The organism is Streptomyces sp. Tu6071 (assembly GCF_000213055.1).
Taxonomy (GTDB): Bacteria; Actinomycetota; Actinomycetes; order Streptomycetales; family Streptomycetaceae; genus Streptomyces; species Streptomyces evansiae.
This window is the reverse complement of record NZ_CM001165.1, coordinates 6,692,108-6,714,403: the sequence shown is the minus strand read 5'-3', so window position 1 is coordinate 6,714,403 and position 22,296 is coordinate 6,692,108. Positions and strand designations below refer to the sequence as shown.

The 22,296-nt window shown below is 72.8% G+C and carries 21 protein-coding genes; 3 read left to right on the top strand and 18 right to left on the bottom strand.

The features are described from left to right. Positions 1-2: 2 nt before the first annotated feature. The 13 genes from efp to rpsD form a co-directional block, all read right to left on the bottom strand. Entirely contained in the window at positions 3-569 is a 567-nt protein-coding gene (gene efp, locus STTU_RS28520) for an elongation factor P (protein ID WP_007829302.1), read from the bottom strand. A 106-nt stretch (positions 570-675) separates the two neighbouring features. Then, the gene (locus tag STTU_RS28515) at positions 676-1,776 is read right to left on the bottom strand and encodes an aminopeptidase P family protein (RefSeq protein WP_007829301.1); all 1,101 of its coding nucleotides are present in this window, start codon (positions 1,774-1,776) and stop codon (positions 676-678) included. Between the two features lie 133 nt (positions 1,777-1,909). Next, positions 1,910-2,908 (bottom strand): AAA family ATPase, encoded by a 999-nt coding sequence (locus tag STTU_RS28510; protein WP_234019332.1) that lies wholly within the window; start codon positions 2,906-2,908, stop codon positions 1,910-1,912. A gap of 176 nt (positions 2,909-3,084) precedes the next feature. Continuing rightward, the gene (gene aroB, locus STTU_RS28505) at positions 3,085-4,209 is read right to left on the bottom strand and encodes a 3-dehydroquinate synthase (protein ID WP_234019331.1); all 1,125 of its coding nucleotides are present in this window, start codon (positions 4,207-4,209) and stop codon (positions 3,085-3,087) included. Next, entirely contained in the window at positions 4,206-4,721 is a 516-nt protein-coding gene (locus STTU_RS28500; RefSeq protein WP_043256586.1) for a shikimate kinase, read from the bottom strand. The genes aroB and STTU_RS28500 overlap by 4 nt, the downstream gene beginning before the upstream one ends. After that, entirely contained in the window at positions 4,718-5,902 is a 1,185-nt protein-coding gene (gene aroC, locus STTU_RS28495; protein WP_043256585.1) for a chorismate synthase, read from the bottom strand. Before aroC ends, STTU_RS28500 begins: the two co-directional genes overlap by 4 nt. Positions 5,903-6,126: 224 nt before the next feature. Then, entirely contained in the window at positions 6,127-6,990 is an 864-nt protein-coding gene (locus STTU_RS28490) for a shikimate dehydrogenase (RefSeq protein WP_052862432.1), read from the bottom strand. Continuing rightward, positions 6,974-8,863 (bottom strand): endolytic transglycosylase MltG, encoded by a 1,890-nt coding sequence (gene mltG, locus STTU_RS28485; RefSeq protein WP_007829295.1) that lies wholly within the window; start codon positions 8,861-8,863, stop codon positions 6,974-6,976. The genes STTU_RS28490 and mltG overlap by 17 nt, the downstream gene beginning before the upstream one ends. A gap of 177 nt (positions 8,864-9,040) precedes the next feature. Then, positions 9,041-9,505 carry a Holliday junction resolvase RuvX gene (gene ruvX, locus STTU_RS28480; RefSeq protein ID WP_007829294.1) on the bottom strand — a complete coding sequence of 155 codons (465 nt, stop codon included), beginning with the start codon at positions 9,503-9,505 and terminating at the stop codon, positions 9,041-9,043. 5 nt (positions 9,506-9,510) lie between these two features. Continuing rightward, positions 9,511-12,180: an alanine--tRNA ligase gene (gene alaS, locus STTU_RS28475; RefSeq protein ID WP_007829293.1), complete on the bottom strand. Its 2,670-nt coding sequence runs from the start codon at positions 12,178-12,180 to the stop codon at positions 9,511-9,513. Beyond that, complete coding sequence (locus STTU_RS28470; RefSeq protein ID WP_007829292.1) at positions 12,180-12,569, bottom strand: hypothetical protein; 390 nt, start codon at positions 12,567-12,569, stop codon at positions 12,180-12,182. Before STTU_RS28470 ends, alaS begins: the two co-directional genes overlap by 1 nt. 43 nt (positions 12,570-12,612) lie before the next feature. Beyond that, positions 12,613-13,038 carry a DUF948 domain-containing protein gene (locus STTU_RS28465; RefSeq protein WP_007829290.1) on the bottom strand — a complete coding sequence of 142 codons (426 nt, stop codon included), beginning with the start codon at positions 13,036-13,038 and terminating at the stop codon, positions 12,613-12,615. A 238-nt stretch (positions 13,039-13,276) separates the two neighbouring features. Further along, on the bottom strand, positions 13,277-13,891 hold the full coding sequence (rpsD, locus tag STTU_RS28460) for a 30S ribosomal protein S4 (RefSeq protein ID WP_007829289.1): 615 nt from the start codon (positions 13,889-13,891) through the stop codon (positions 13,277-13,279). Between the two features lie 245 nt (positions 13,892-14,136). Here rpsD and STTU_RS28455 point away from each other — a divergent pair, with 245 nt between their 5' ends. Further along, positions 14,137-14,895: a DUF2470 domain-containing protein gene (locus STTU_RS28455; protein WP_043256582.1), complete on the top strand. Its 759-nt coding sequence runs from the start codon at positions 14,137-14,139 to the stop codon at positions 14,893-14,895. Between the two features lie 99 nt (positions 14,896-14,994). On the opposite strand, the gene STTU_RS28450 is transcribed toward STTU_RS28455, so the two are convergent. The 5 genes from STTU_RS28450 to STTU_RS28430 all read right to left on the bottom strand — a co-directional run bounded on the left by STTU_RS28450 (position 14,995) and on the right by STTU_RS28430 (position 19,886). Continuing rightward, positions 14,995-15,456, bottom strand: a complete 462-nt coding sequence (locus tag STTU_RS28450) for an SRPBCC family protein (RefSeq protein WP_007829287.1) — start codon at positions 15,454-15,456, stop codon at positions 14,995-14,997. 5 nt (positions 15,457-15,461) lie between these two features. Continuing rightward, positions 15,462-16,817, bottom strand: coding sequence for a replication-associated recombination protein A (locus STTU_RS28445; protein ID WP_007829286.1), 1,356 nt, complete (start codon positions 16,815-16,817; stop codon positions 15,462-15,464). A 77-nt stretch (positions 16,818-16,894) separates the two neighbouring features. Further along, positions 16,895-17,533, bottom strand: coding sequence for a vitamin K epoxide reductase family protein (locus STTU_RS28440; protein ID WP_052862555.1), 639 nt, complete (start codon positions 17,531-17,533; stop codon positions 16,895-16,897). A 364-nt stretch (positions 17,534-17,897) separates the two neighbouring features. Then, complete coding sequence (gene hisS / locus STTU_RS28435; protein WP_007829280.1) at positions 17,898-19,160, bottom strand: histidine--tRNA ligase; 1,263 nt, start codon at positions 19,158-19,160, stop codon at positions 17,898-17,900. A gap of 12 nt (positions 19,161-19,172) precedes the next feature. Next, positions 19,173-19,886, bottom strand: a complete 714-nt coding sequence (locus tag STTU_RS28430; RefSeq protein WP_009063426.1) for an MBL fold metallo-hydrolase — start codon at positions 19,884-19,886, stop codon at positions 19,173-19,175. Positions 19,887-20,051: 165 nt separating this feature from the next. On the opposite strand from STTU_RS28430, the gene STTU_RS28425 reads away from it, so the two are divergent. Then, positions 20,052-20,894 carry a peptidylprolyl isomerase gene (locus STTU_RS28425; RefSeq protein ID WP_007829278.1) on the top strand — a complete coding sequence of 281 codons (843 nt, stop codon included), beginning with the start codon at positions 20,052-20,054 and terminating at the stop codon, positions 20,892-20,894. Between the two features lie 154 nt (positions 20,895-21,048). After that, on the top strand, positions 21,049-22,278 hold the full coding sequence (locus STTU_RS28420; protein WP_043256577.1) for a DUF349 domain-containing protein: 1,230 nt from the start codon (positions 21,049-21,051) through the stop codon (positions 22,276-22,278). Positions 22,279-22,296 lie beyond the last annotated feature (18 nt).

Genomic DNA, 22,296 nt, shown 5'->3' with positions numbered 1-22,296 from the left:
AATCAGCCGTTCACTCGGCCGAGGTAGTCGCCGGTACGGGTGTCGACCTTGATCTTCTCGCCGGTCGTGATGAAGAGCGGGACCTGGATGGTGTGCCCGGTCTCCAGCTCGGCCGGCTTGGTGCCGCCGGTGGAGCGGTCGCCCTGGACGCCCGGCTCGGTGTTGGCGATGACCAGCTCGACGGCGGCGGGCAGCTCGATGTACAGCGGGTTGCCCTCGTACATCGCGACGACGGCCTCGAAGCCCTCCAGGAGGTAGTTGGCGGCGTCGCCGACGACCTTCGGGTCCACGTGGATCTGGTCGAACGTGTCCATGTCCATGAACACGAAGTACTCGCCGTCCTTGTACGAGAACTGCATCCCGCGCTTGTCGACGTTGGCCGTCTCGACCTTGACGCCGGCGTTGAAGGTCTTGTCGACGACCTTGCCGGAGAGCACGTTCTTCAGCTTGGTGCGCACGAAGGCGGGGCCCTTGCCGGGCTTGACGTGCTGGAACTCGACGACGGACCAGAGCTGGTCGTTGTCGAGCTTGAGCACCAGGCCGTTCTTGAGGTCGTTCGTGGAAGCCACGGTTGCGGAATCTCCTGGACGATGGGTCCTCTCCCCCAGGTCCTTGGGACCTCGGGAAGAGCTGGTGGACGACCGCGGCGCCGCCCCGGCCCGAGGGCCGTCTGCCCTAGAGCGCGAGCAGCTCCTTGGTCGTGATGGTGAGTAGCTCGGGCCCGCCGTCCGCCTCGGGGCGCACGACGAGTGTGTCATCGATCCGGACCCCGCCCCTGCCCGGGAGGTGGACCCCCGGTTCGACGGTGACCGGCACACAAGCGTCCAGTTTACCCATGGCGGACGGGGCGAGCTGCGGGTCCTCGTCGTTTTCCAGCCCGACCCCGTGTCCGGTGAGCGCGGGCAGGTCCGCTCCGTGCCCCGCCGACTCCAGCGCCTGGCGCACCGCGCGGTCCACGTCGCGGCAGGCCGCGCCGGGCAACAGGGCCTCGCGACCGGCCCGCTGGGCGGCGAAGACCGCGTCGTACAGCTCGATCTGCCACTCCTCGGGCGCCGTCCCGATGACGAACGTCCGCCCGATCTCGCTGCGGTAGCCGCGGTACGTGGCCCCCAGGCACACGGAGAGGAAGTCGCCCTCCTCGACACGGCGGTCCGTGGGCCGGTGCCCGGCGAGCCCGGCGTGCGGCCCGGTGGCGACGGAGGTGGCGAAGGCGGCGCCGTCCGCGCCGTGGTCGACGAGGCGGCGCTCCAGCTCCAGGGCGAGGTGGCGCTCGGTGCGCCCGACGAGGATCGACTCCAGGAGTTCGCCGAGTGCCTGGTCGGCGATCTCGGCGGCGATCCGCAGTGCCCCGATCTCCTCCTCGTCCTTGACGAGCCGCAGTTGCTCGACACCGCGCCCGAGGTCGCCCAGGCGCAGGCGCGGCGCCGTGTCGGCGAGGGTGCGGTGGCGGGCGACGGTGAGGTGGTGCTCCTCGACGGCGAGGATCTCGGCGCCGTTGGCCGCCGCGGTCTCGGCGGCGGCGACGGCGGGGTCCGAGGCCGGGCAGGCGAGGACGTGGACGCGCAGCGCCTCGTCCGCGAGGCCGCCGGGCGGGCTCGCGGCGAAGAGGATGTCGGGGCCGCCGCGCTCGGCGCCGAGCAGCAGGACGGAGCCCTCGGGGGCCTCGCCGCCGAGATAGCGGACGTTGGCGGGGCGGGAGACGAGCGCCGCCGTCTGGCCCGCTCCCGCGGACAACTGCCTCAGCCGGTCCCTGCGTGCCGCGTGCGCCTCAGCCATGGCCCGAGCCTAAGGGTGCCTGGCGGAGGCCGCCGGAGTTGTGCGTCCGACCGGGTAGCGGGCCCCGGGACGGCGTGCGCGCGGGGCGGCGGCGGGGGTCGGGGGCGGCGCGCTCACCGCGGGGCGGGGGCGCTCACCACGGCGGCGGGCTGGCTATCGCGCGGGCGAGGACGTCGTCGAGGCGCTGCGCCGTGGCGGGCACGTCGAGGTGCGAGTTGTCGATGATCGGCAGCCCCGAGCCGTACCAGCCCGCCATGCGGCCGTGGATGCTCGCGACCTCCTCGTCGCTGAGCCTGCGGTTGCCCGTGCGCGCGGCGTTGCGCTCCAGGACGACGTCGAGTCCGGGCAGGAGCACGACGGGCAGCAGCCCCGGGCCCACGTGCCGCTTCCAGCCGCCGAGCCCGACGACGGGCCGGTCGGGGAAGACGGCGTCGTCGATGACGCAGGAGATGCCGTTGGCGAGGAAGTTGCGCGCCGCGAAGCCGCAGGTGCGCCGGGCGAGCCGGTACTGCACCTCGGAATTGTCGTTCCACCCGGCCTGCGGATCGGCGAAGCCCGCGTGCACCCACTCGCGCACGTCGTCGAGGCTGATGTGCGCGGTCGGCACGGGCCGCCGGGCCGCCCAGTACCGCGCGACGGTCGTCTTGCCGGCCCCGGCGGGCCCGATGAGCAGTACGGCGAGGATCGTCGAGCCCGTCCCCGCCTGCGGCCCCGGCGCGACGCTCGGCGCGGCCACGGGCGCGTCCGGGGGCAGTGCGACGTGTCCGGTGGTGTCGGGCGGCAGCGTCCGCCCGCCGGGGTGCGGCGGGGGGACGTGGCCCGAGCCGGCCGGGAGCGGGACGGGGCCGGGGAACGGCGGGACGAGGCCGGGCGGCGGCGCGGGGGCGTCGATTCCCGGCACGGGTCCCGTGGCCGGGGTCGGCCGCAGCGGGAGGGTCGGCGGACCGCCGTGGTGCCCGTCGCCGTGCGCGGGGGCCCCCTGCTGCGGGCCGCCGTGCGACGAGGTCCCGTGCTGCGGAGCCCCGTGCCGCGGGCCGCCGTGCGGGGTGCCCCCGTGGGCCGGGCCCTCGGGGACGTGCCCGTGCGGGGGCCAGGAATCGTGAGGCGGGGTCGATCCCGCGGAATGCCGCATCCCGTGCCAACTCCGTCTCGTACCGGCTGCTTGCGGGCCCCTCGCGCGGAAAACCGCACGCGATGCCCGGTGCACGGTACCGTTCCCCGACCTCGCGCGGGAAAGCGTGACGGGCCGGAAGACGTCCGTACTCACCCCGTACGACGGCCTCCGGCCCGTGTGCGCTCCCCGACCGCTCAGTCCTTCGCGATCTCCCCGTACGCCGCCAGGAGCACCGCCGGGTCGGGGCCCTCCAGGACGGCCGGCTTGGCGAGGCCGTCGAGGACGATGAAGCGCAGGAGGTTGCCGCGCGACTTCTTGTCGAGCTTCATGTTCTCCAGGAGGCGCGGCCACTGGTCGCCGCGGTAGCCCAGCGGGAGGCCCACCGCTTCGAGGACGGCGCGGTGGCGGTCGGCGGTGGCGTCGTCGAGACGTCCCGCGAGGCGGCCGAGTTCGGCGGCGAAGTGCATGCCGACCGAGACGGCGGCGCCGTGGCGCCACGCGTAGCGCTCGTTCTTCTCGATCGCGTGGCCCAGCGTGTGCCCGTAGTTGAGGATCTCGCGGCGCCCGGCCTCCTTGAGGTCACCCGAGACGACCTCGGCCTTCACCCGGATCGAGCGCACGATCAGCTCGGCGGTGTGCGGGCCCTCGGGGCTGCGCGCGGCGACCGGGTCGGACTCGATGAGATCGAGAATGACCGGATCGGCGATGAATCCCGCCTTGATGACCTCCGCGAGTCCGCTCACGAAGTCGTGCACGGGCAGCGAGGCGAGCGCGGCGAGGTCGCACAGGACCCCGGCGGGCGGGTGGAAGGAGCCGACGAGGTTCTTCCCCTCGGCGGTGTTGATGCCGGTCTTGCCGCCGACCGCCGCGTCGACCATGCCGAGCACGGTCGTCGGCACCGCGATCCAGCGCACGCCGCGCAGCCACGTCGCCGCGACGAAGCCGGCGAGGTCGGTCGTCGCGCCGCCGCCGACACCGACGACGACGTCGGTGCGCGTGAACCCGGACTGCCCGAGCGCCGTCCAGCAGTAGGCGGCGACCTCGGCGGTCTTCGCCTCCTCGGCGTTCGGCACCTGGATCGCGATCGCCTCGTAGCCCTGCTCCGCGAGGTCGGCGCGGAGCGCCTCGCCCGTCTCGGCGAGCGCCTCGGGGTGGATCACGGCGACGCGCTGGGCCTTCTCGCCGATGAGGGCGGGGAGTTCGCCGAGCAGGTGGTGGCCGACGAGGACCTCGTAGGGCGCGGTGCCCTCGGTGCCGCCGATGGCGATACGGGTCGGGGCGGGCACCCGCCCGGTCTCCGGCGTGCTGTTCTCGCTCACGCTTTCCTCAGCTCCAGTGCGTCGAGGACCGCGAGCGCGACCTCTTCGGGGGTGCGGTCGTCGGTGGCCACGGTGGCGCGGGCGACCTCGGTGTACAGGGGGCGGCGGGCCTCCATCAGCTCGCGCCACGTGCGGCGCGGGTTGACGGCGAGCAGCGGGCGCGCGGTGGCGAGCCCGGTGCGGCGCACGGCCTCGTCGATGTCCATCGTGAGGAAGACGACGGGGTGGTCGCGGAGCAGGGCGCGGGTGCCCGGATCGAGGACCGCTCCCCCGCCGAGCGCGAGGACGCCCTCGTGCTCGGCCAGCGCGGTGCGCACCGCCGCGCGTTCGAGCGCGCGGAAGTGCTCCTCGCCGTCGTCCACGAAGATGTCGGAGATCTCGCGGCCCTCCGCGGTGACGATGTCGTCGTCCGTGTCGCGGTACACGAGGCCGAGCCGCTCCGCCACGAGGTGGCCGATCGTGGACTTGCCGACGCCCATCGGTCCGACGAGGACGAGCCGGGGGCCGGTCACCGGATCGGGAGGTTGTCGAGGTACGCGCGGACGTTGCGGCGGGTCTCGGGGACGCTGTCGCCGCCGAACTTCTCGGCGACGGCGTCGGCCAGGACGAGCGCGACCATGGCCTCGGCGACGATGCCCGCGGCGGGCACGGCGCACACGTCGGAGCGCTGGTGGTGGGCCTTGGTGGCCTCGCCGGTGGCCACGTCGACGGTGGCGAGGGCGCGGGGAACGGTCGCGATGGGCTTCATCGCGGCGCGGACGCGCAGGAGTTCGCCGGTCGTGAGGCCGCCCTCGGTGCCGCCCGAGCGCCCGGTGACGCGGCGGATGCCCTCGTCGGTGTTGACGATCTCGTCGTGCGCCTGCGAGCCGGGCACGCGGGCGAGCCCGAAGCCGTCGCCGACCTCGACACCCTTGATCGCCTGGATGCCCATGAGCGCCCCGGCGAGCCGTGCGTCGAGCCTGCGGTCCCAGTGCACGTGCGAGCCGAGCCCCACGGGGACGTCGTAGGCGAGGACCTCGACGACGCCGCCGAGCGTGTCGCCGTCCTTGTGGGCCTGGTCGATCTCGGCGACCATCGCCTTGCTCGCGTCGGCGTCGAGGCAGCGGACCGGGTCGGCGTCGAGCCTGTCGACGTCGGCGGGGGTCGGTACGAGGCCGTAGGGGGCCTTCGCCGCGGCGATCTCGACGACGTGACTGACGATCTCGATGCCCGCCGTCTCCTTGAGGTAGGAGCGGGCGACGGCGCCGAGCGCGACGCGCGCGGCGGTCTCGCGGGCCGAGGCGCGTTCCAGGATCGGGCGGGCCTCGTCGAAGCCGTACTTCTGCATCCCGGCGAGGTCGGCATGGCCGGGGCGGGGGCGGGTGAGGGGCGCGTTGCGGGCCGATTCCGCGAGGACCCCGGGGTCGACCGGGTCGGCGGCCATGACCTGTTCCCACTTGGGCCACTCGGTGTTGCCGACCATGACGGCGACGGGCGAGCCGAGGGTCAGCCCGTGCCGGACGCCGCCGAGGAAGGTCACCTCGTCGCGCTCGAACTTCATCCGCGCCCCGCGCCCGTAGCCGAGGCGCCGCCTGGCGAGGTGGTCGGCGACCAGATCGGTGGTGACGGGGACACCGGCGGGAAGTCCCTCCAGCGTCGCCACGAGTGCGGGGCCGTGCGACTCTCCCGCGGTCAGCCAACGCAGCCTGCTCAACGGTGCTCCTCCTGCTCGCGCGTGGAACTGCGGCGCGACCGGGTGCGCGGCCCTGGCCGGCCGCCTCCGATCCTCCCACGAAGCGGGGCGCGGATCGGAGCGGGTCCACGGAGCGGACCCGGGCGTGGCGGGCGGCGGCCCCGCCGGGCGGGGAGCGGTCCCGCACGCGGCGGGGAGCCGTCCCGCACTCGGCGGGGAGCCGTCCCGCACGCGGCGGGAAGCCGTCACCGGGCCGCGAGCGCCGCCTCCCCCGCTTCGCGCATCGCCGCGAGCGGCACCGGGCGGCGGCCCGTCATCCGCTCGACCTGGAGGACGGCCTGGTGGACGAGGAGGTCGAGCCCTCCGAGCACCTGGCCGCCGCGTGCCGCCCAGCGCGCGGCGAGCGGCGTCGGCCAGGGCTCGTACAGGACGTCGAAGAGCGTCCCCGGCGCCTCGGGCACGGCGTCCGCGAGTGCGTCCGTGCTGCCCGCCGGGGTCGTCGCGACGACGAGCGGCGCGCGCAGTCCCTCGGCCGCCTCGTCCCAGGGCGCCGTGCGGACGTCGACGCCGAGCCTCTCGCCCCAGCCGCGCATCTCGGCCGCGCGCGCCGCGCTGCGCACGTAGGCGACGACCTCGCCGTCGCAGACGCGGGAGAGCGCGGCGAGCGCCGAGGAGGCGGTGGCGCCCGCGCCGAGCACGGCCGCCGCGGGAACGCGTGTGACGCCGCGCTCGGCGAGGGCGGCGAGCAGCCCGGGGATGTCGGTGTTGTCGCCGCTGCGGCTGCCGTCGGCCTCGAACACGACGGTGTTGACGGCGTCGACGGACGCCGCGGTGTCGCTGATCCGGTCGAGGAGCGGCAGCACGGCCCGCTTGAGCGGCATGGTCAGCGAGAGCCCGGCCCACTCGGGCCCGAGCCCGTCGACGAAGCCGGGCAGGGCGGCCTCGTCGGTCTCGATCCGCTCGTACGTCCAGCCGCTCAGGCCGAGCGCGCGGTAGGCGGCGAGGTGGAGCTGCGGGGAGAGCGAGTGCGCGACGGGCGAGCCGAGCACGGCGGCGCGGCGGACGGCTCCGGTGCCGGGCCCCGCGCCCTCGTCAGCCTGTGGAGGCATCGAACTTGGCCTTCAGTTTCTGGAAATCGGCGTTGGTCTTCGCGAACTGGGTGTCCTTCTCGCCGTCCACGGCGACGAAGTACATCCAGCCCTCCTTCGTCGGGTTGAGCGCGGCGGCGAACGCTTCTTCCCCGGGGTTCCCGATCGGTCCGGGCGGCAGGCCCTTGTTGGTGTACGTGTTGTACGGGTCGTGATCGCTCAGGATCTCCTTGGTGGAAATCTTGATGTTGCTTCGCCCGGTGAGGTAGTTGTACGTTGAATCGAACTGGATGAGTCCGTTCGTCTCGGTGTTGCCGGGCTTGATGCGGTTGTAGATCACTTCCGCCATCTTGCGGAAGTCGTCGTGCGTCTTGCCCTCGGCGTTGACCATGCTCGCGACCGTGACGAGGTCGAGCGGACTGCCGAGTTCGAGCTTCTTCGCCTGTCCGACGACGTCGATCTTCTCGTACTGCTTATTGGCCTGGGCGACCATTTTCCGGAGCACGTCAGCGGGTTTCTGCCCCTTGCTGACGGAATACGTCGAGGGATAGAGGAAGCCCTCCAGCGGGTCCTTTATGTCCTTGTCGTCATCGGCCCACTTCGGCAGCCCGAGCTTTTTCCTGTCGCTCTTCGCGACGTCGGCCGTGGTGCCCTTCTTGAGGCCGAGACGGCCGTCGATCTGCGCGTAGATCCAGGCGTTGCGGTATCCCTCGGGAATGACGAGGGTCTTCCGGCTCTTGGGGTCCAGCATGAGCTCCACGGCGCTCTTGCCGGACATGCCCTTGTGGAGCGTGTAGAAGCCGGACTGGAGCGTGGTGCCCTTGTCGTTCGCCTTCTGCGCCGCCGTGAACGCCTCGACGCTCTTCACGACGCCCTTGTCCTTGAGCAGGTTGCCCATCGCGATACCGGTGGACCCGTCGGGGATCTCGATCACGACGGTGCCGCTGCCCTCGCCCGCGTAGTCCGGCGGCGGCCCGAAGCGGTCCTGGTAGAGCCCGTAGCCGTAGTACGCGGCCCCGCCGCCTCCGCCGATCAGGACGACGGCGACCACGAGGCAGGCGCAGCCGCCCCGGCGCTTCTTCGGTCTCTCGCCACCGCGCCGTCCCGCGCGACCGTCCCCGTCGCCGTCCTCGTCGTCGGCGAGGTCGTCGCGGTCGTCGTCGCGGCCCTTGGTGCGGCGCCCGGTGGCGCGGCCCGCGTCGCCGTCGCTCGCGAAGAAGGGGTGCTCGGGCTCGTCCGGGTCGGGGTCCCACTCCCCGCGCTCGGGCGCGGGGGCCTGCGTCTGGGCCTGCGCGACCTGGGCGGTCGGCGCCTGCGGCGGCTGGGGCCCGCGCTCGCCCGGAGGCTGCGGCGGCGGGTACGCCTCGGGGGTGGCGTAGGGGTCCTGGCCCTGGGGGTAAGCGGGCTGCCGCACCGCACCGTAGGGGTCGTGCGGGTCGGCTCCGTAGGGCACCTGCTGCTGCCCCGTGTCCCAGCCGTTGCCGTAGGACTGCGGGCCCTGCTGCTGGGGGTAGCCCTGCTGCTCGTAGCCCTGGGGCGGGAGGGGTTGCTGCGGCTGGCCCGCGTAGCCGGGCTGCTGGCCGTACTGCTGCTGGTCGTACTGCTGCTGCTCGTAGCCCTGCGGGGGCTGCTGCTGCGCCTGGGGGTCCTGCTGTCCGTAGCCCTGCTGCGGATACTGCTGCTGCCCGTAGCCCTGCGGGGGGGCCTGCGGGATCGGGCGGCCCCAGGCGTCGTACTGCTGCTGAGGCTGGGGCGGAGTGGGCTGCTGCGGGGGATACTGCTGTCCCTCGGGGCCGTAGGGGGCCTGCTCCTGCTGCCCCCAGCCCTGGTCCCCGTACAAGGGGTCCTCCGGGTGCCAGGGCTCCTGGCCCTGGCCACGCCCATACTCAGTCATCGGTCCCCTAGGGCCTGTCCGACAGTGACGCCGCGTCCAAGGGTCCCGAGACACGGAACCGGGCGGCCGCGGAACGGAGTCCCGGCGGTCGCCCGGTGGCGTCTTCACGGTCTCCGTCCCCGCTGTGCGTCCGCTGTTCGAATGCGGGCGCACCGCGGGAACGTTACCGTACCGCCATCAGCCAGTGGCCACGACGTCTTCCCCGGGGGGCAGCCCGGTGCGCTGTTCGGATTCGAGCGCGGTCTGAAGGATGATGACCGCGGCTGCCTGATCGATGACCGACCTGCCCTTTTTGGTGTTGACGCCCGAGGCGCGCAAGCCCTGACCGGCTGTCACCGTGGTCATCCGCTCATCGACCAATCTCACCGGAACGGGCGCGACCAGCAGGGCCAGGCCGCCCGCGAAGGCACGCACCTTCTTGGCGGCCGGGCCCTCGCCGCCGCGCAGCGAGCGCGGCAGCCCGACGACCAGCTCGATCGGCTCGTACTCGTCCACGAGGGCCTTGATCCTGCGCCGCGCGGCGGGCACGTCCCGCCCGGGGACGGTCTCGACCGGGGTCGCGAGGATCCCGTCGGGGTCGCAGGAGGCGACCCCGATCCGGGCGTCCCCGACGTCGATCGCGAGGCGGCGTCCTCGTCGCATCGGCGTCAGGCCGTCTCGGCGACGAGCCGCTCGACGGCGGCCACCGCCTCGGCCACGGCCTCGGGGTTCTGCCCGCCGCCCTGCGCCACGTCCGGCTTGCCGCCGCCCCCGCCGCCGAGGGTCTTGGCGGCGGTGCGGACCAGGTCACCGGCCTTGAAGCCGCGCTCGCGGGCCGCCTCGTTGGTCGCGACGACGGTGACGGGGCGCCCGCCCGTCACGGCGAAGAGCGCGACGACCGCCGGGCGGTCGCCCGGGATGCGGCCCCGCACGTCGAGCACGAGCCTGCGCAGGTCGTCGGCGGTCGTGCCGTCGGGGACCTGACCGGTCACGAGCGCGGTCCCGTGCACGTCCTTGGCGCCCGCGGCGAGCCCGGCGGCGGCCTGGAGCACCTTCTCGGCGCGGAACTTTTCGATCTCCTTCTCGGCGTCCTTGAGCTTGCCGAGCATCCCCGCGATCTTCTCGGGCAGTTCCTCGGGGCGGCCCTTGACCAGCTCCTGGAGCTGCGAGACGACCGTGTGCTCCCGGGCGAGGAACTGGTACGCGTCCACGCCGACGAGCGCCTCGATACGGCGCACGCCCGAGCCGATGGAGGACTCGCCGAGCAGCTTCACGAGGCCGAGCTGGGCGGTGTTGCGCACGTGCGTGCCGCCGCACAGCTCCTTGGAGAAGTCGCCGATCGTCACGACGCGCACCCGCTCGCCGTACTTCTCGCCGAACTCGGCGATGGCGCCCTGCTTCTTCGCCTCGTCGATCGACATGACCTCGGCCTGGACGTCCATCTCGTGCGCCAGGACCTCGTTGATGCGCTGCTCGACATCGGTCATGACGGCGGTCGGGACGGCCGCCGGGGAGCCGAAGTCGAAGCGGAAGCGGCCGGGCTGGTTCTCGGAACCGGCCTGGGCGGCCGTGGGGCCGAGCGCGTCGCGCAGCGCTTGGTGGGTGAGGTGGGTCGCGGAGTGGGCGCGCGCGATGGCGCGGCGGCGGCCCTGGTCGATCGCGGCCCACACGGGGGCGTCCACGGTGATCTCGCCGACCTGGACACGGCCCTTGTGGACGTGCACGCCGGGGACGGGCTTCTGCACGTCGCGGATCTCGACGACCGCGCCGTTGTCGAGCCGGATGCGCCCGGTGTCGCCGATCTGGCCGCCGCCCTCCGCGTAGAAGGGGGTGCGGTCGAGGACGACCTCGACCTCGTCGCCCTCGCTCGCGGCGGGGGCGGGCACGCCGTCCACGAGCAGGCCGACGATGCGGGCCTCGCCCTCCAGCTGGACGTAGCCGGTGAAGTCGGTGGCGCCCGCGGCGTCGGCGATCTCGCGGTAGGCGTGCAGGTCGGCGTGGCCGGTCTTCTTCGCCTGCGAGTCGGCCTTGGCCCGCTCGCGCTGCTCCTTCATGAGCCGCCGGAAGCCGTCCTCGTCCACGGACAGGCCCTGTTCGGCGGCCATCTCCAGGGTGAGGTCGATCGGGAAGCCCCACGTGTCGTGGAGGAGGAACGCCTTGTCGCCGGGGAGCACGGTCGAGCCGGTCGCGCGGGTCTCGGTGACGGCGGTGTCGAGGATGTTCGTGCCGGCCTTGAGGGTCTTGAGGAAGGCGGCCTCCTCGGCGAGGGCGACGGTCTCGATGCGCTTGCGGTCGGTGACCAGCTCCGGGTACTGCTGCCCCATCGTGTCGATCACGACGTCCACGAGGTCCTGGACGACCGGGCCCGTGGCGCCGAGGAGGCGCATGTTGCGGATGGCGCGGCGCATGATGCGGCGCAGCACGTAGCCGCGGCCCTCATTGCCGGGGGTCACGCCGTCGCCGATGAGCATGACGGAGGTGCGCATGTGGTCGGAGACGACGCGCAGCGAGACGTCGCTCGCGCCGGACGCGCCGTAGGCGACGCCGGTCAGCTCGGTGGCCTTGTCGATGACGACGCGCAGGGTGTCCGTCTCGTACATGTTCCGGACGCCCTGGAGGATCATCGCGAGGCGTTCCAGGCCGAGACCGGTGTCGATGTTCTGGCTCGGGAGGTCGCCGAGGATCTCGAAGTCGTCCTTGCCGCGCCCGGCGCCGCGCTCGTACTGCATGAAGACCAGGTTCCAGATCTCCACGTATCGCTCGTCGTTGACGGCCGGGCCGCCCTCGACGCCGAACTCGGGGCCGCGGTCGTAGTTGATCTCGGAGCAGGGGCCGCAGGGGCCGGGGACGCCCATGGACCAGAAGTTGTCGGCCTTGCCGAGGCGCTGGATGCGCTCGGCGGGGACGCCGACGACGTCGCGCCAGATCTGCTCGGCCTCGTCGTCGTCCTGGTAGACGGTGATCCACAGCCGCTCGGCCTCCAGGCCGAAGCCGCCGTCGGCGACGGAGGAGGTCAGCAGCTCCCACGCGTACTTGATGGCCCCTTCCTTGAAGTAGTCGCCGAAGGAGAAGTTCCCGCACATCTGGAAGAAGGTCCCGTGCCGGGTGGTCTTGCCGACCTCCTCGATGTCGGGCGTGCGCACGCACTTCTGCACGCTCGTGGCGCGCGGCGCGGGCGGCTTGACCTCGCCGAGGAAGTACGGCTTGAAGGGGACCATGCCCGCGGGGACGAGCAGCAGCGTCGGGTCGTCCGCGATCAGCGACGCCGACGGCACGACCTTGTGCCCGCGCTCCTCGAAGAAGCGCAGCCAGCGGCGGCGGATTTCAGCCGACTCCATCAGTGGTCCTCATTCCGGTTGTTCGGGGTGTTGGGGTGGACGGGGCGCCTCGGGTCCCGGGGGCGCTCCGTGTCCGCGGGCTCGACGCGGCCCTCGATGACGCGGGGTGCCTCGCGCCCCGCCTCGAGTGCCGGGCGGCGCGGGGCGGGAAGGGCGGGCGGCTCGCTCGTGAGGCCGAGCGCCTCGTCGAGTTCGGCCTCGCGCGCGGCCATGCCGTCGCGCACGTCCGCGGCGAAGGCGCGGAGCCTGCCGCCGGCTTCGACGGCGCGGTCCGCGGCCTGGGCAACGAGGGACTCGGGGGCCAGTTTGCGGAGCTTGGCGTGCGCCTTGGAGGTGGCCCAGACCCCCGCGGCCGCTCCGGCGGTGAACCAGAACGTACGGCGGAACATCGCGGCAGCGGTCCTTCCGGTGGTGGTACGGGGCGGGCGGGCGTCAGACGCCCTTGCGCCGGGTGCGGCGCCTGCCCTTGGCGGTACGGCCGACGACGGTGCGCGGCGGCGGCGGTGGTGGTTCGGCGCGGCGGCCGAGGGCGCGGCGCACTCCGTAGCCGAAGGCCGCGACCTTGACGAGGGGGCCGCCGAAGGTCGAGGCGACGGTGGTGGAGAGCGCGGAGGCGTTCGAGGTGACTTCCTGGACGTCCGAGGCGATCGCGTCGACCCGGTCGAGCTGGGTCTGCGCGGAGCGCACGGTCGCGGAGGCGTCGGTGAGCAAGGGGACGGCCTGCTCGGTGACTTCGGCGACCATCTTCGTCGTGGCCCGGAGCGTCTGCGCGAGCCGCGCGAGCGCGACCGCGAGGAAGGAGACGAGAATCGCCCAGAACACGGCCACCAGAAGCCCTGCCACCTCTCCTCCGGACACTGCGCACCGCCCCTTCCGCTCGTTCGTGCCGCTCGTGCGCGCGAGCGCACAGTCGTGGCACCGAGCCTATCGCGACGCGGGGTTGCTCCCGTCCGCGCGGGCCCGGCGGCGCCGGTTCGCGTCCGCTCGCGCGCGAAGGCGGGGGCGCGAACGCGAGCGGCCCGCTCCCCCGGCCGTGCGGACACGGCGGGGAGGCGGGCCGGAGTGCTGCGCGGTGCGCGGCGACCTCGGGGGGTCGTCAGCGGGCGTAGTACTCGACGACGAGCTGCTCGTCGCAGATGACCGGGATTTCCTTGCGGTTCGGGTCGCGGTCCAGGCGGAAGGCGAGGGCCTTCAGGTTGACCTGGAGGTAGCGCGGGGTCTCGCCGTCCGTGTCGTAGCCACCCTCACGGGCGACCTGGAACGGGTGCTTCGAGCGGCTGCGCTCGCGGACCATCACGACGTCGTCGGGACGGACACGGAAGGAGGGCTTGTCGACCTTCGTGCCGTTGACCTCGATGTGGCCGTGGACGACCATCTGGCGGGCCTGGTAGATGGTGCGGGCGATGCCCGAACGCAGGACCAGGGCGTCGAGGCGACGCTCCAGCTCGATGACCAGGGCCTCGCCGGTCTTGCCCTCGGCCTTGCGGGCGCGGTCGTAGGCGCGGGCCATCTGGCGCTCGGAGATGTCGTACTGCGCGCGCAGACGCTGCTTCTCCAGCAGACGGACCTTGTAGTCGCTGTTCTGCTTGCGGCCACGGCCGTGCTCACCCGGCGGGTAGGGACGGGCCTCGAAGTACTTGACGGCCTTCGGCGTCAGCGCGATGCCGAGCGCACGGGACTTCTTGACCTTGGGACGCGACTGGTTAGGCACGTTCTCCAGACCTCCGAAATAGGTTAGGTTAGGCTCACCTTACTCAAGGAGATCGCATGTCTCGCCCTGGGAACACCACGCGCATCACGAACGCCCGTCGCGCTCGAAAAGGCGACGCATCGACGGAGGTCCGATCAGATCGTGGTCAGCCGCGTCCCCGCCCTGACAGCCACGGCGGCCAGGACGCCCACGACGGGAGTCTTGAGGGGGACTCCCACAGGGAAAGGGGGCTTGAATCCACCCGGATGCCGTCAGCAGCCGAGCGCACACGAACTCTCGTACAGGGTACATGCTCCGCGGTGCTGCTCCTGCCGGGCCCCGAGACGGCCGGCTCGCTCCCGCTCGTGCCCGAACTGCGCACCGTGACGCCCGAGGGCGACCTCCACCTCGTCTACTCCGCCACCGCCCCCGTCGTACGGGCCGCCTCGCGCGCGCGGGGGGACGAACTGCCCGTCGTCCTGGAGCTGACCGACGTCGCCCCCGTCTCGGTCCCCCACCGGGTACGGGGCCGGGCCTGGGTCTCCGGCTGGCTCACCCGGCTGCCCGACAACGCGCCCGAGGCCCACGCCGTCGCGGGACCGGCCGGACCCGGGGGCCCCGCCTGGGCGACGCTGCGCCTGGAGCCGTACGAGATCCGCGTCGACGACCTGTGGGACGTCGCCCGCGTCGACGTCGAGGACTTCGCCGCCGCCGCGCCCGACCCGCTGCGCGAGTACGAGGCCGAACTCCTCCAGCACCTGCACGCGGCGCACGCGCCGCAGGTGCGGCAGTTGCGCGGCCTGCTCGGCGAGCGGGCCGCGGCCGACTGCCCCGCGGTGGTGCCGCTCGCGCTCGACCGCTTCGGGCTGCGCGTCCGCTTCACCGGTGTGCGCTGCTTCGACGCGCGCTTCGACTTCCCCGAGCCGGTGAACGACGTGCACGGGCTGCGCCGCGCCATGGCAGCGCTCTTCGACGCGGCGGACGACTTCGCCGCGGCGGACGACTCCGACCGGCCCCGCGGCTGAGCGACGCCCGGGGAGCCCGTACGGACGGGACCACGGCCTCGGGGGAGGGGCCGCCGTCCGAGGGGGGACGGGCCGCGGGCCGGACGCGCGCGTCACGGGTCAGGCCCGGCCGCGCTCCGCCGCCTCGCGCACGTACGCGTTGCGCACCCGGATCAGCCGGGGCATGTACCGCCCGAGCGCGATCCGTTCGGCGATGCGGCCGAGCGGTCCGAGCGGCGCGGCGAAGTCGACGACGTCCCGCATGACGGTGCCGCCCGCGCCGTCCGGGGCGAAGTGGTGCGCGTGGTGCCAGCGTGCGAAGGGGCCGCGCACCTGCTCGTCCACGAAGTACCCGGGCCGCTCGTACGCGCTGATCCGCGAGGTCATCCGCCAGCGCACGCCGTAGTGCCGGGCCAGCCACGTCACCGTGTCCCCCGGGCCCATGCGGCCCGACGTCACCCCCGCGACGGCCCGTTCACCCGATCCGGCCATGGACTCCTGGTGCAGGTCGACGTCGAGCGACACGTCGAAGACCGTCTCGGGCGGCGCGGCGATCCGGGTCGTGAGCGTGAAACCGGCCATCGCCGCTACTCCCCCGTCCCGCGCAGGCGCTCCCGCACCATCTCCACGACGTCCGCGTACCGCGCCTCCGCCCCGTACCGCGTCGGCGTGTAGTACTGCCGGTCCTTGAGCGCGTCCGGGGCGTACTGCTGCGCGGCGATCGCTCCGGGGACGTCGTGCGGGTACACGTACCCCTGCGCGTGGCCGAGCTTCTTGGCGCCCTTGTAGTGGCCGTCGCGCAGGTGCGGCGGGACGGGGCCCGCGAGGCCCTTGCGGACGTCTTCGAGCGCGGCGCCGATCGCGAGCGTCGCCGCGTTGGACTTCGGGGCGAGCGCGAGCGCGATGGTCGCGTGGCTCAGCGTGAGCGCGGCCTCGGGGAAGCCGATCATGGCGACGGCCTGCGCGGCGGCGACGGCGGTGGGGAGCGCGGTCGGGTCGGCGAGGCCGATGTCCTCGCTCGCGGAGATCATGAGGCGCCGCGCGATGAAGCGCGGGTCCTCGCCGGCCTCGATCATGCGGGCCAGGTAGTGCAGCGCCGCGTCCACGTCCGAGCCGCGGATGGACTTGATGAGGGCGCTCGCGACGTCGTAGTGCTGGTCGCCGTCGCGGTCGTACTTCAGCGCCGCCTTGTTGACCGTCTCCTCCAGCGTCCGGAGGGTGATCTCCGGTTCCTTCTTGGCGAGCGCGGCCCCGGCGCCCGCCTCCAGGGCGGTCAGCGCGCGGCGAGCGTCCCCTCCGGCGACCCGCAGCAGGTGCTCCTCGGCGTCGTCGGGGAGCGTGACCGCGCCCTTGAGGCCCCGCTCGTCGGTGAGCGCGCGGTGCAGCAGGGCGCGGATGTCCTCGTCCGTGAGCGGTTCGAGGGTCAGGAGCAGGGAGCGGGACAGGAGCGGGGAGATCACGGAGAAGTACGGGTTCTCCGTCGTGGCCGCGATGAGGGTGACCCAGCGGTTCTCGACGGCGGGCAGCAGGGAGTCCTGCTGGGCCTTGCTGAAGCGGTGGATCTCGTCGAGGAAGAGGACCGTGTCCTTGCCGTAGCCGCCGCTCGCCCGGCGGGCCCCGTCGATGACGGTGCGGACCTCCTTGACCCCGGCGGTGATCGCGGACAGCTCGACGAAGCGGGCGTTGGTCGCCTTGCTCACGACGTACGCGAGTGTCGTCTTGCCGGTCCCCGGCGGGCCCCAGAGGATCACCGAGGAGGCCCCGGCGGGGCCGCCGCCCCCCTCCCCCACGAGCCGCCGCAACGGGGAGCCGGCCCCCAGCAGGTGCTGCTGGCCGACCACCTCGTCCAGGGTGCGCGGGCGCATCCGGACGGCGAGGGGGCTGTTGCTCGGGTCCTTCTCCTGGCGCTCTTCGGCGGCAGCGGTGAACAAGTCGGGTTCCACGCCGAAAGCCTAAAGGACGGCACCGACAGCGCCTCGGGCGCGCTCGGTGCCGTCCTCACCTGGCCGTACGGACCGGCTCAGCTCGTCCAGAAGTCCCACCAGCGCAGCAGGATGAGGAGGCCGATGATCCCGAGGTGCAGGACCGGCAGCACCCAGGGGAACTCGCCGAAGAAGCCGCGCGCCCAGCGGGGGGCCGGGAGGTAGCCGTTGCGGACGTTGTGCGCGGTGACGTACCAGAACATGATGATCGTCCCGACCCAGGCGAGGCAGCACCACAGGCACAGGGCGTTGATGTTGTACAGCGACTGGTACTGGAGCCAGGTGACGAAGCCGACACCGAAGAGCGTGCCGAAGTTGAAGGTGAGCCAGTACCAGCGCGGCATCCGGGCCCCGGCGAGCAGGGTCATGCCGACGCAGATCACCACGGAGTAGGTGGCGAGGCCGAGCATCGGGTTCGGGAAGCCGAAGGCCGCCGCCTGGTCGCTCTTCATGACGCTGCCGCAGGAGACGACCGGGTTGAGGCTGCACCCGGGGGTGAAGCTCGGGTCCTCCAGGAGCTTGAACTTGTCGAGCGTGATGACCCAGGCGGCCAGCAGGCCCGCCGCGCCGGTGAGCACCAGCATCACGGCGAAGGCACGCGAGGCGCCGAGCCGGGAGACCGGGCCCCCGGGGTGCCGGGGGTCGTGCTCGTGGTCGACCTCGTCGCTGACTTCCATCGTGTCGCTCATCACGCCGTTTCCGTCGCTCGGTTGCGGGGGCTTCTGCATTGTGCCCCACCCGCCTGAGAACGGGAGGGCCCAAAGGGGCACCGGAAAAGCCACCACCCCGGCGAGCGGCCCGAGTTCGCCACCCCGCGCGTGAGGCAATCCACTCCGTGGAGTGGTTTCGGGGGCGGCGGGTTGACGATCGGCGGACGCGGAAGGCGGTACGGGGCGGGGCGCCGTACGCGCGTGAGGGCTCGTACGCGTGAGGGCTCAGCCCCTTCCCGTACGCGTGAGGGCTCAGCCCCCTCCCGTACGAGCGCCCCACCCGGGACCGGCGCCCGGCGCCCCGCCGTACCGCCCCGTACCACCGCCCCGCTCAGCCCAGCAGGCGCTGGATCTCCGCGACCGCCTGCGCGAGCGGCACCGCGTGCTGCTCGCCGGACTCCAGGTCCTTGAGCTGGACGCTGCCGTCCACGAGGTCGCGCTCGCCCGCGATGAGGGCGAGGCGGGCGCCCGAGCGGTTCGCGCTCTTCATCGCGCCCTTGAGACCGCGACCGCCGAAGGAGAGATCGGTCGCGATCCCGGACCGGCGCAGCTCGGTGACCTTCTCGAAGAGCGCCCGGCGGGCGGCCTCGCCGAGCGGGATCGCGTACACGCTCGTGACCGGCGGGAGGTCGAGCACGACGCCCTCGGCCTCCAGGGCGAGGACCGTGCGGTCCACCCCGAGCGCCCAGCCGACCGAGGGCAGCTCGGGCCCGCCGAGCATCTCGGAGAGCCCGTCGTAGCGCCCGCCGCCGCCGACCGCGGACTGCGAGCCGAGTCCGTCGTGGACGAACTCGAAGGTCGTGCGCGTGTAGTAGTCCAGGCCGCGGACGAGCTTCGGGTCGTCCTCGTAGCGGACGCCCGCGCCGTCCAGGAGCGCGCGGACCTCCTCGTGGTACGCCTTGCACGCGTCGCACAGGTAGTCGGCGAGGAGCGGGGCCCCGGTGAGCTGGTCCCGGACCTCGGGGCGCTTGTCGTCGAGGACGCGCAGCGGGTTGATCTCGACGCGGCGGCGGGTCTCCTCGTCGAGGTCGAGAGCGCGCAGGAAGTCCTGGAGCGCGGCGCGGTAGACGGGGCGGCACGTGGCGTCGCCGAGCGAGTTGAGCAGGATGCGGTGCCGGGTCAGCCCGAGCGAGCGGTACGCCTGGTCGGCCAGGATGATCAGCTCGGCGTCGAGCAGCGGGTCCTCGGCGCCGATCGCCTCCGCGCCGACCTGCGAGAAGTGACGGTAGCGGCCCTTCTGCGGGCGCTCGTAGCGGTACTGCGAACCCGAGTACCAGACCTTGACGGGCAGGTTCCCCGTCTTGTGGAGGTTCGACTCCAGGACCGCGCGCAGCACGGCCGCCGTGCCCTCGGGGCGCAGCGCCAGTTCGTCGCCGCCCTTGGTCGTGAAGACGTACATCTCCTTGCTGACGATGTCGGTGGACTCACCGACACCGCGCGCGAAGAGCCGCACGTCCTCGAATCCGGGCGTCTCGATGTAGCCGTACCCCGCGTCCCGCAGCGGCGCCGCGATGGCCTCGCGGACGGCGAGGAAGCGGCCGGAGTCGGGGGGCAGGAGGTCGTAGGTGCCCTTGGGTGCCTTGAAGGTGCTCACGGTTGTTCGCTGTCACATTCCTCGTCGGGGGAACGCCTCGGCGGCGCTCCCCTGGCCGGCCGCCACCTGCCGCAGATACGGGTTGGTGGCGCGTTCACGGCCGATGGTCGTCTGGGGACCGTGTCCGGACAGGACCACGGTCGAGTCGTCGAGCGGCAGGCACACACGGGCCAGCGAGCCGAGGATCTCGTCCGGGTCGCCGCCGGGCAGGTCGGTGCGTCCGATGGAGCCGGCGAAGAGCAGGTCCCCGGAGAAGAGCACGGACGGCAGGTCCGCGCCCTCGGGGGTCCTGAAGGTCACCGACCCCTTGGTATGCCCGGGGGCGTGCGCGACGGAGAAGTCGAGCCCGGCGAGGCTCAGGCGGGCCCCGTCGCCCAGCTCCTCGATGTCGGAGGGTTCGCCGACCGTCAGCTCCCCCATGAGCGGCATCCCGATGGAGCGGCCGATGCCGGCCTCGGGGTCGCTCATCATGAAGCGGTCCGCCGGGTGGATCCAGGCGGGGACGTCGTGCGCCCCGCAGACCGGGACGACCGAGGCGACGTGGTCGATGTGGCCGTGGGTGAGGACGACGGCGACGGGCTTGAGCCGATGCTTCGCGAGCGTCTCCTCGACCCCCGCGGTGGCCTGGTGGCCCGGGTCGATGATCACGCATTCCTCACCGGCGGCGGGGGCGACCACGTAGCAGTTGGTCCCCCAGGCCCCGGCGGCGAAACCGGCAATGAGCACGTTCGTCCTTTGTGTCCACGGGTGAGCGGGGCCGCATCGGGCGCGCGGCCGGGTTCGAGACTACCGGCGGTGCCGATTCCACAGCCAACCCGTATACGGTACGGGGCACACACGGCCCCCCGTCCGAACAGGGTTACGGACGAGTAGACGACGAGGAGACACCCGGTGGTCAGCAACGATCAGCGGCGGCGCCAGCTCGCCCGGGAGAAGTTCTTGCGCCAGCAGGAGCGGCGGCAGACGGCACGGCGGCGGTCGCGCCGCCGCAACGCGGTCATCGCCTCGACCGTCGTGGTGGTGCTCGCCGCGGGCGGCGGCGCCTGGGCCGCCGGAGCCTTCGACAAGGACAAGGCGGACGACGGCAAGAAGGCCGAGGCCGCCGCGACACCGAGCGCGAGCCCGAGCAAGGCGCCCGACCCCTGCGACAAGCCCGCGGCCGGTTCGGTCAAGAAGCTGTCGTACAAGAAGGAACCGGCGCTCACCGTCGACAAGTCGGCCGACTACACGATGACGCTCGGGACGACGTGCGGCGACATCGGGATCGCGCTGGACGCGAAGAACGCCCCGCACACCGTGAACTCCTTCGACTACCTCGCGGGCAAGGGCTACTTCGACCACACGAAGTGCCACCGCCTGACGACGGCGGGGATCTACGTCCTCCAGTGCGGCGACCCGTCGGGCAACGGCACGGGCGGGCCCGGCTACACGCTCCCGGACGAGAACCTGAAGTCCAAGAAGCTCAAGGGCAACGTGTACCCGGCGGGCACGGTCGCGATGGCCAACCAGTACAACGCGCAGACGAAGGAGGGGCGGCACACGGGCGGCAGCCAGTTCTTCCTCGTCTACCAGGACAGCCAGCTCCCGCCCGACTACACGCCCTTCGGCACCATCTCGGCGGACGGCATGAAGGTGCTCAAGAAGATCGCCGACGCGGGCGAGAACACCGGGCAGGGCGACGGGGCGCCGAACGCGACCGTGGTGATCGACAAGGCCACCGTGCGCAAGTCCTGATCATGGGGGGCGGCTTTACCGCGCGTACGGGCAAGTCCGCCGCTCAAGAATGCGGACAGCCGCCCCACAGGTCGCCTATGTTGGCCGTGACGAAAATGTGGACGATGCCGAGGGCCCCCCACCAGGGGCCCGGCATCATGTGGATGGAGGCGCTGTGAGCAGCGACCCGTGGGGCCGAGTCGACGAGACCGGGACCGTGTACGTGCGGACCGCCGAGGGTGAGCGGGAGGTCGGTTCCTGGCAGGCCGGTTCGCCCGCCGAGGCCCTCGCGTACTTCGAGCGCAAGTACGAGGGACTCGTCGTCGAGATCGGGCTGTTGGAGCGCCGGGTGCGGACGACGGATCTCTCGGCGAAGGACGCCCAGGCCGCCGTGGAGCACCTGCGCGAGCAGGTGCGCGGCGCGAACGCGGTGGGTGACCTCGAAGCGCTCGACAAGCGGCTCGAAAAGCTCCTGTCGACGGTCCAGGAGCGCCAGGAGGTGCGGAAGGCCGAGCGCGCCAAGCAGAGCGAGGAGAGCCGCAAGGCCAAGGAGGAGCTGGTCGCCGAGGCCGAGCAGCTCGCCGAGAGCGAGCAGTGGCGGGTCGCCGGGGAGCGCCTGCGGGCCCTCGTGGACATCTGGAAGGGGCTGCCGCGTCTGGACCGCAAGTCCGACGACGAGCTGTGGCACCGCTTCTCGCACGCCCGCTCCGCGTTCTCCAAGCGGCGCAAGGCGCACTTCGCGGCGCTCGACGCGCAGCGCGAGGACGCCCGCAAGGTCAAGGAGGGCCTGGTCGCCGAGGCGGAGTCGCTGTCGGGGTCGACCGAGTGGGGCCCGACGGCGGCGCGTTACCGGGATCTGATGACGCGCTGGAAGGCGGCGGGGCGCGCGCAGCGCGAGGCGGAGGACGAGCTGTGGACCCGGTTCCGGGCCGCGCAGGACGTCTTCTTCTCGGCGCGCAACGAGCTGTTCGCCGAGCGCGACGTCGAGCAGGGCGAGAACCTCAAGCTCAAGGAGGTGCTCGCCGACGAGGCCGAGAAGCTGCTCCCGGTCAAGGACCTCAAGGCGGTCCGGGCCGCGTTCCGGGGCATCAACGAGCGCTGGGAGGCCATCGGTCACGTGCCGCGCGACGCGCGGCCGAAGGTCGAGGGCCGTCTGCACGCGGTGGAGCGGGCGATCCAGGAGGCCGAGGAGGCCGAGTGGCGCCGCACCAACCCCGAGGCGCGTGCCCGTGCCGCCGGGCTGACCGGTCAGCTCCAGGGCGCCGTCGACAAGCTGCGCGCGCAGATCGCGCAGGCGGAGTCGGCGGGCAACACGGCCAAGGCCGCGAAGCTGCGCGGTGAGCTGGAGGGCCGCCAGGCCCTGCTCGACCAGGCGCTGAAGGGCCTGGAGGAGTTCGGGGGCTGAGCGGCTCCGTACGGTACG

Coding starts and splice junctions, on each gene's coding strand:
- STTU_RS28515 (WP_007829301.1), bottom strand. CDS start 1,776: ATGGCTGAGGCGCACGCGGCACGCAGGGACCGGCTGAGGCAGTTGTCC.
- STTU_RS28510 (WP_234019332.1), bottom strand. CDS start 2,908: ATGCGGCATTCCGCGGGATCGACCCCGCCTCACGATTCCTGGCCCCCG.
- STTU_RS28490 (WP_052862432.1), bottom strand. CDS start 6,990: ATGCCTCCACAGGCTGACGAGGGCGCGGGGCCCGGCACCGGAGCCGTC.
- mltG (WP_007829295.1), bottom strand. CDS start 8,863: ATGACTGAGTATGGGCGTGGCCAGGGCCAGGAGCCCTGGCACCCGGAG.
- ruvX (WP_007829294.1), bottom strand. CDS start 9,505: ATGCGACGAGGACGCCGCCTCGCGATCGACGTCGGGGACGCCCGGATC.
- alaS (WP_007829293.1), bottom strand. CDS start 12,180: ATGGAGTCGGCTGAAATCCGCCGCCGCTGGCTGCGCTTCTTCGAGGAG.
- STTU_RS28470 (WP_007829292.1), bottom strand. CDS start 12,569: ATGTTCCGCCGTACGTTCTGGTTCACCGCCGGAGCGGCCGCGGGGGTC.
- STTU_RS28455 (WP_043256582.1), top strand. CDS start 14,137: ATGCCGTCAGCAGCCGAGCGCACACGAACTCTCGTACAGGGTACATGC.
- STTU_RS28450 (WP_007829287.1), bottom strand. CDS start 15,456: ATGGCCGGTTTCACGCTCACGACCCGGATCGCCGCGCCGCCCGAGACG.
- STTU_RS28440 (WP_052862555.1), bottom strand. CDS start 17,533: ATGGAAGTCAGCGACGAGGTCGACCACGAGCACGACCCCCGGCACCCC.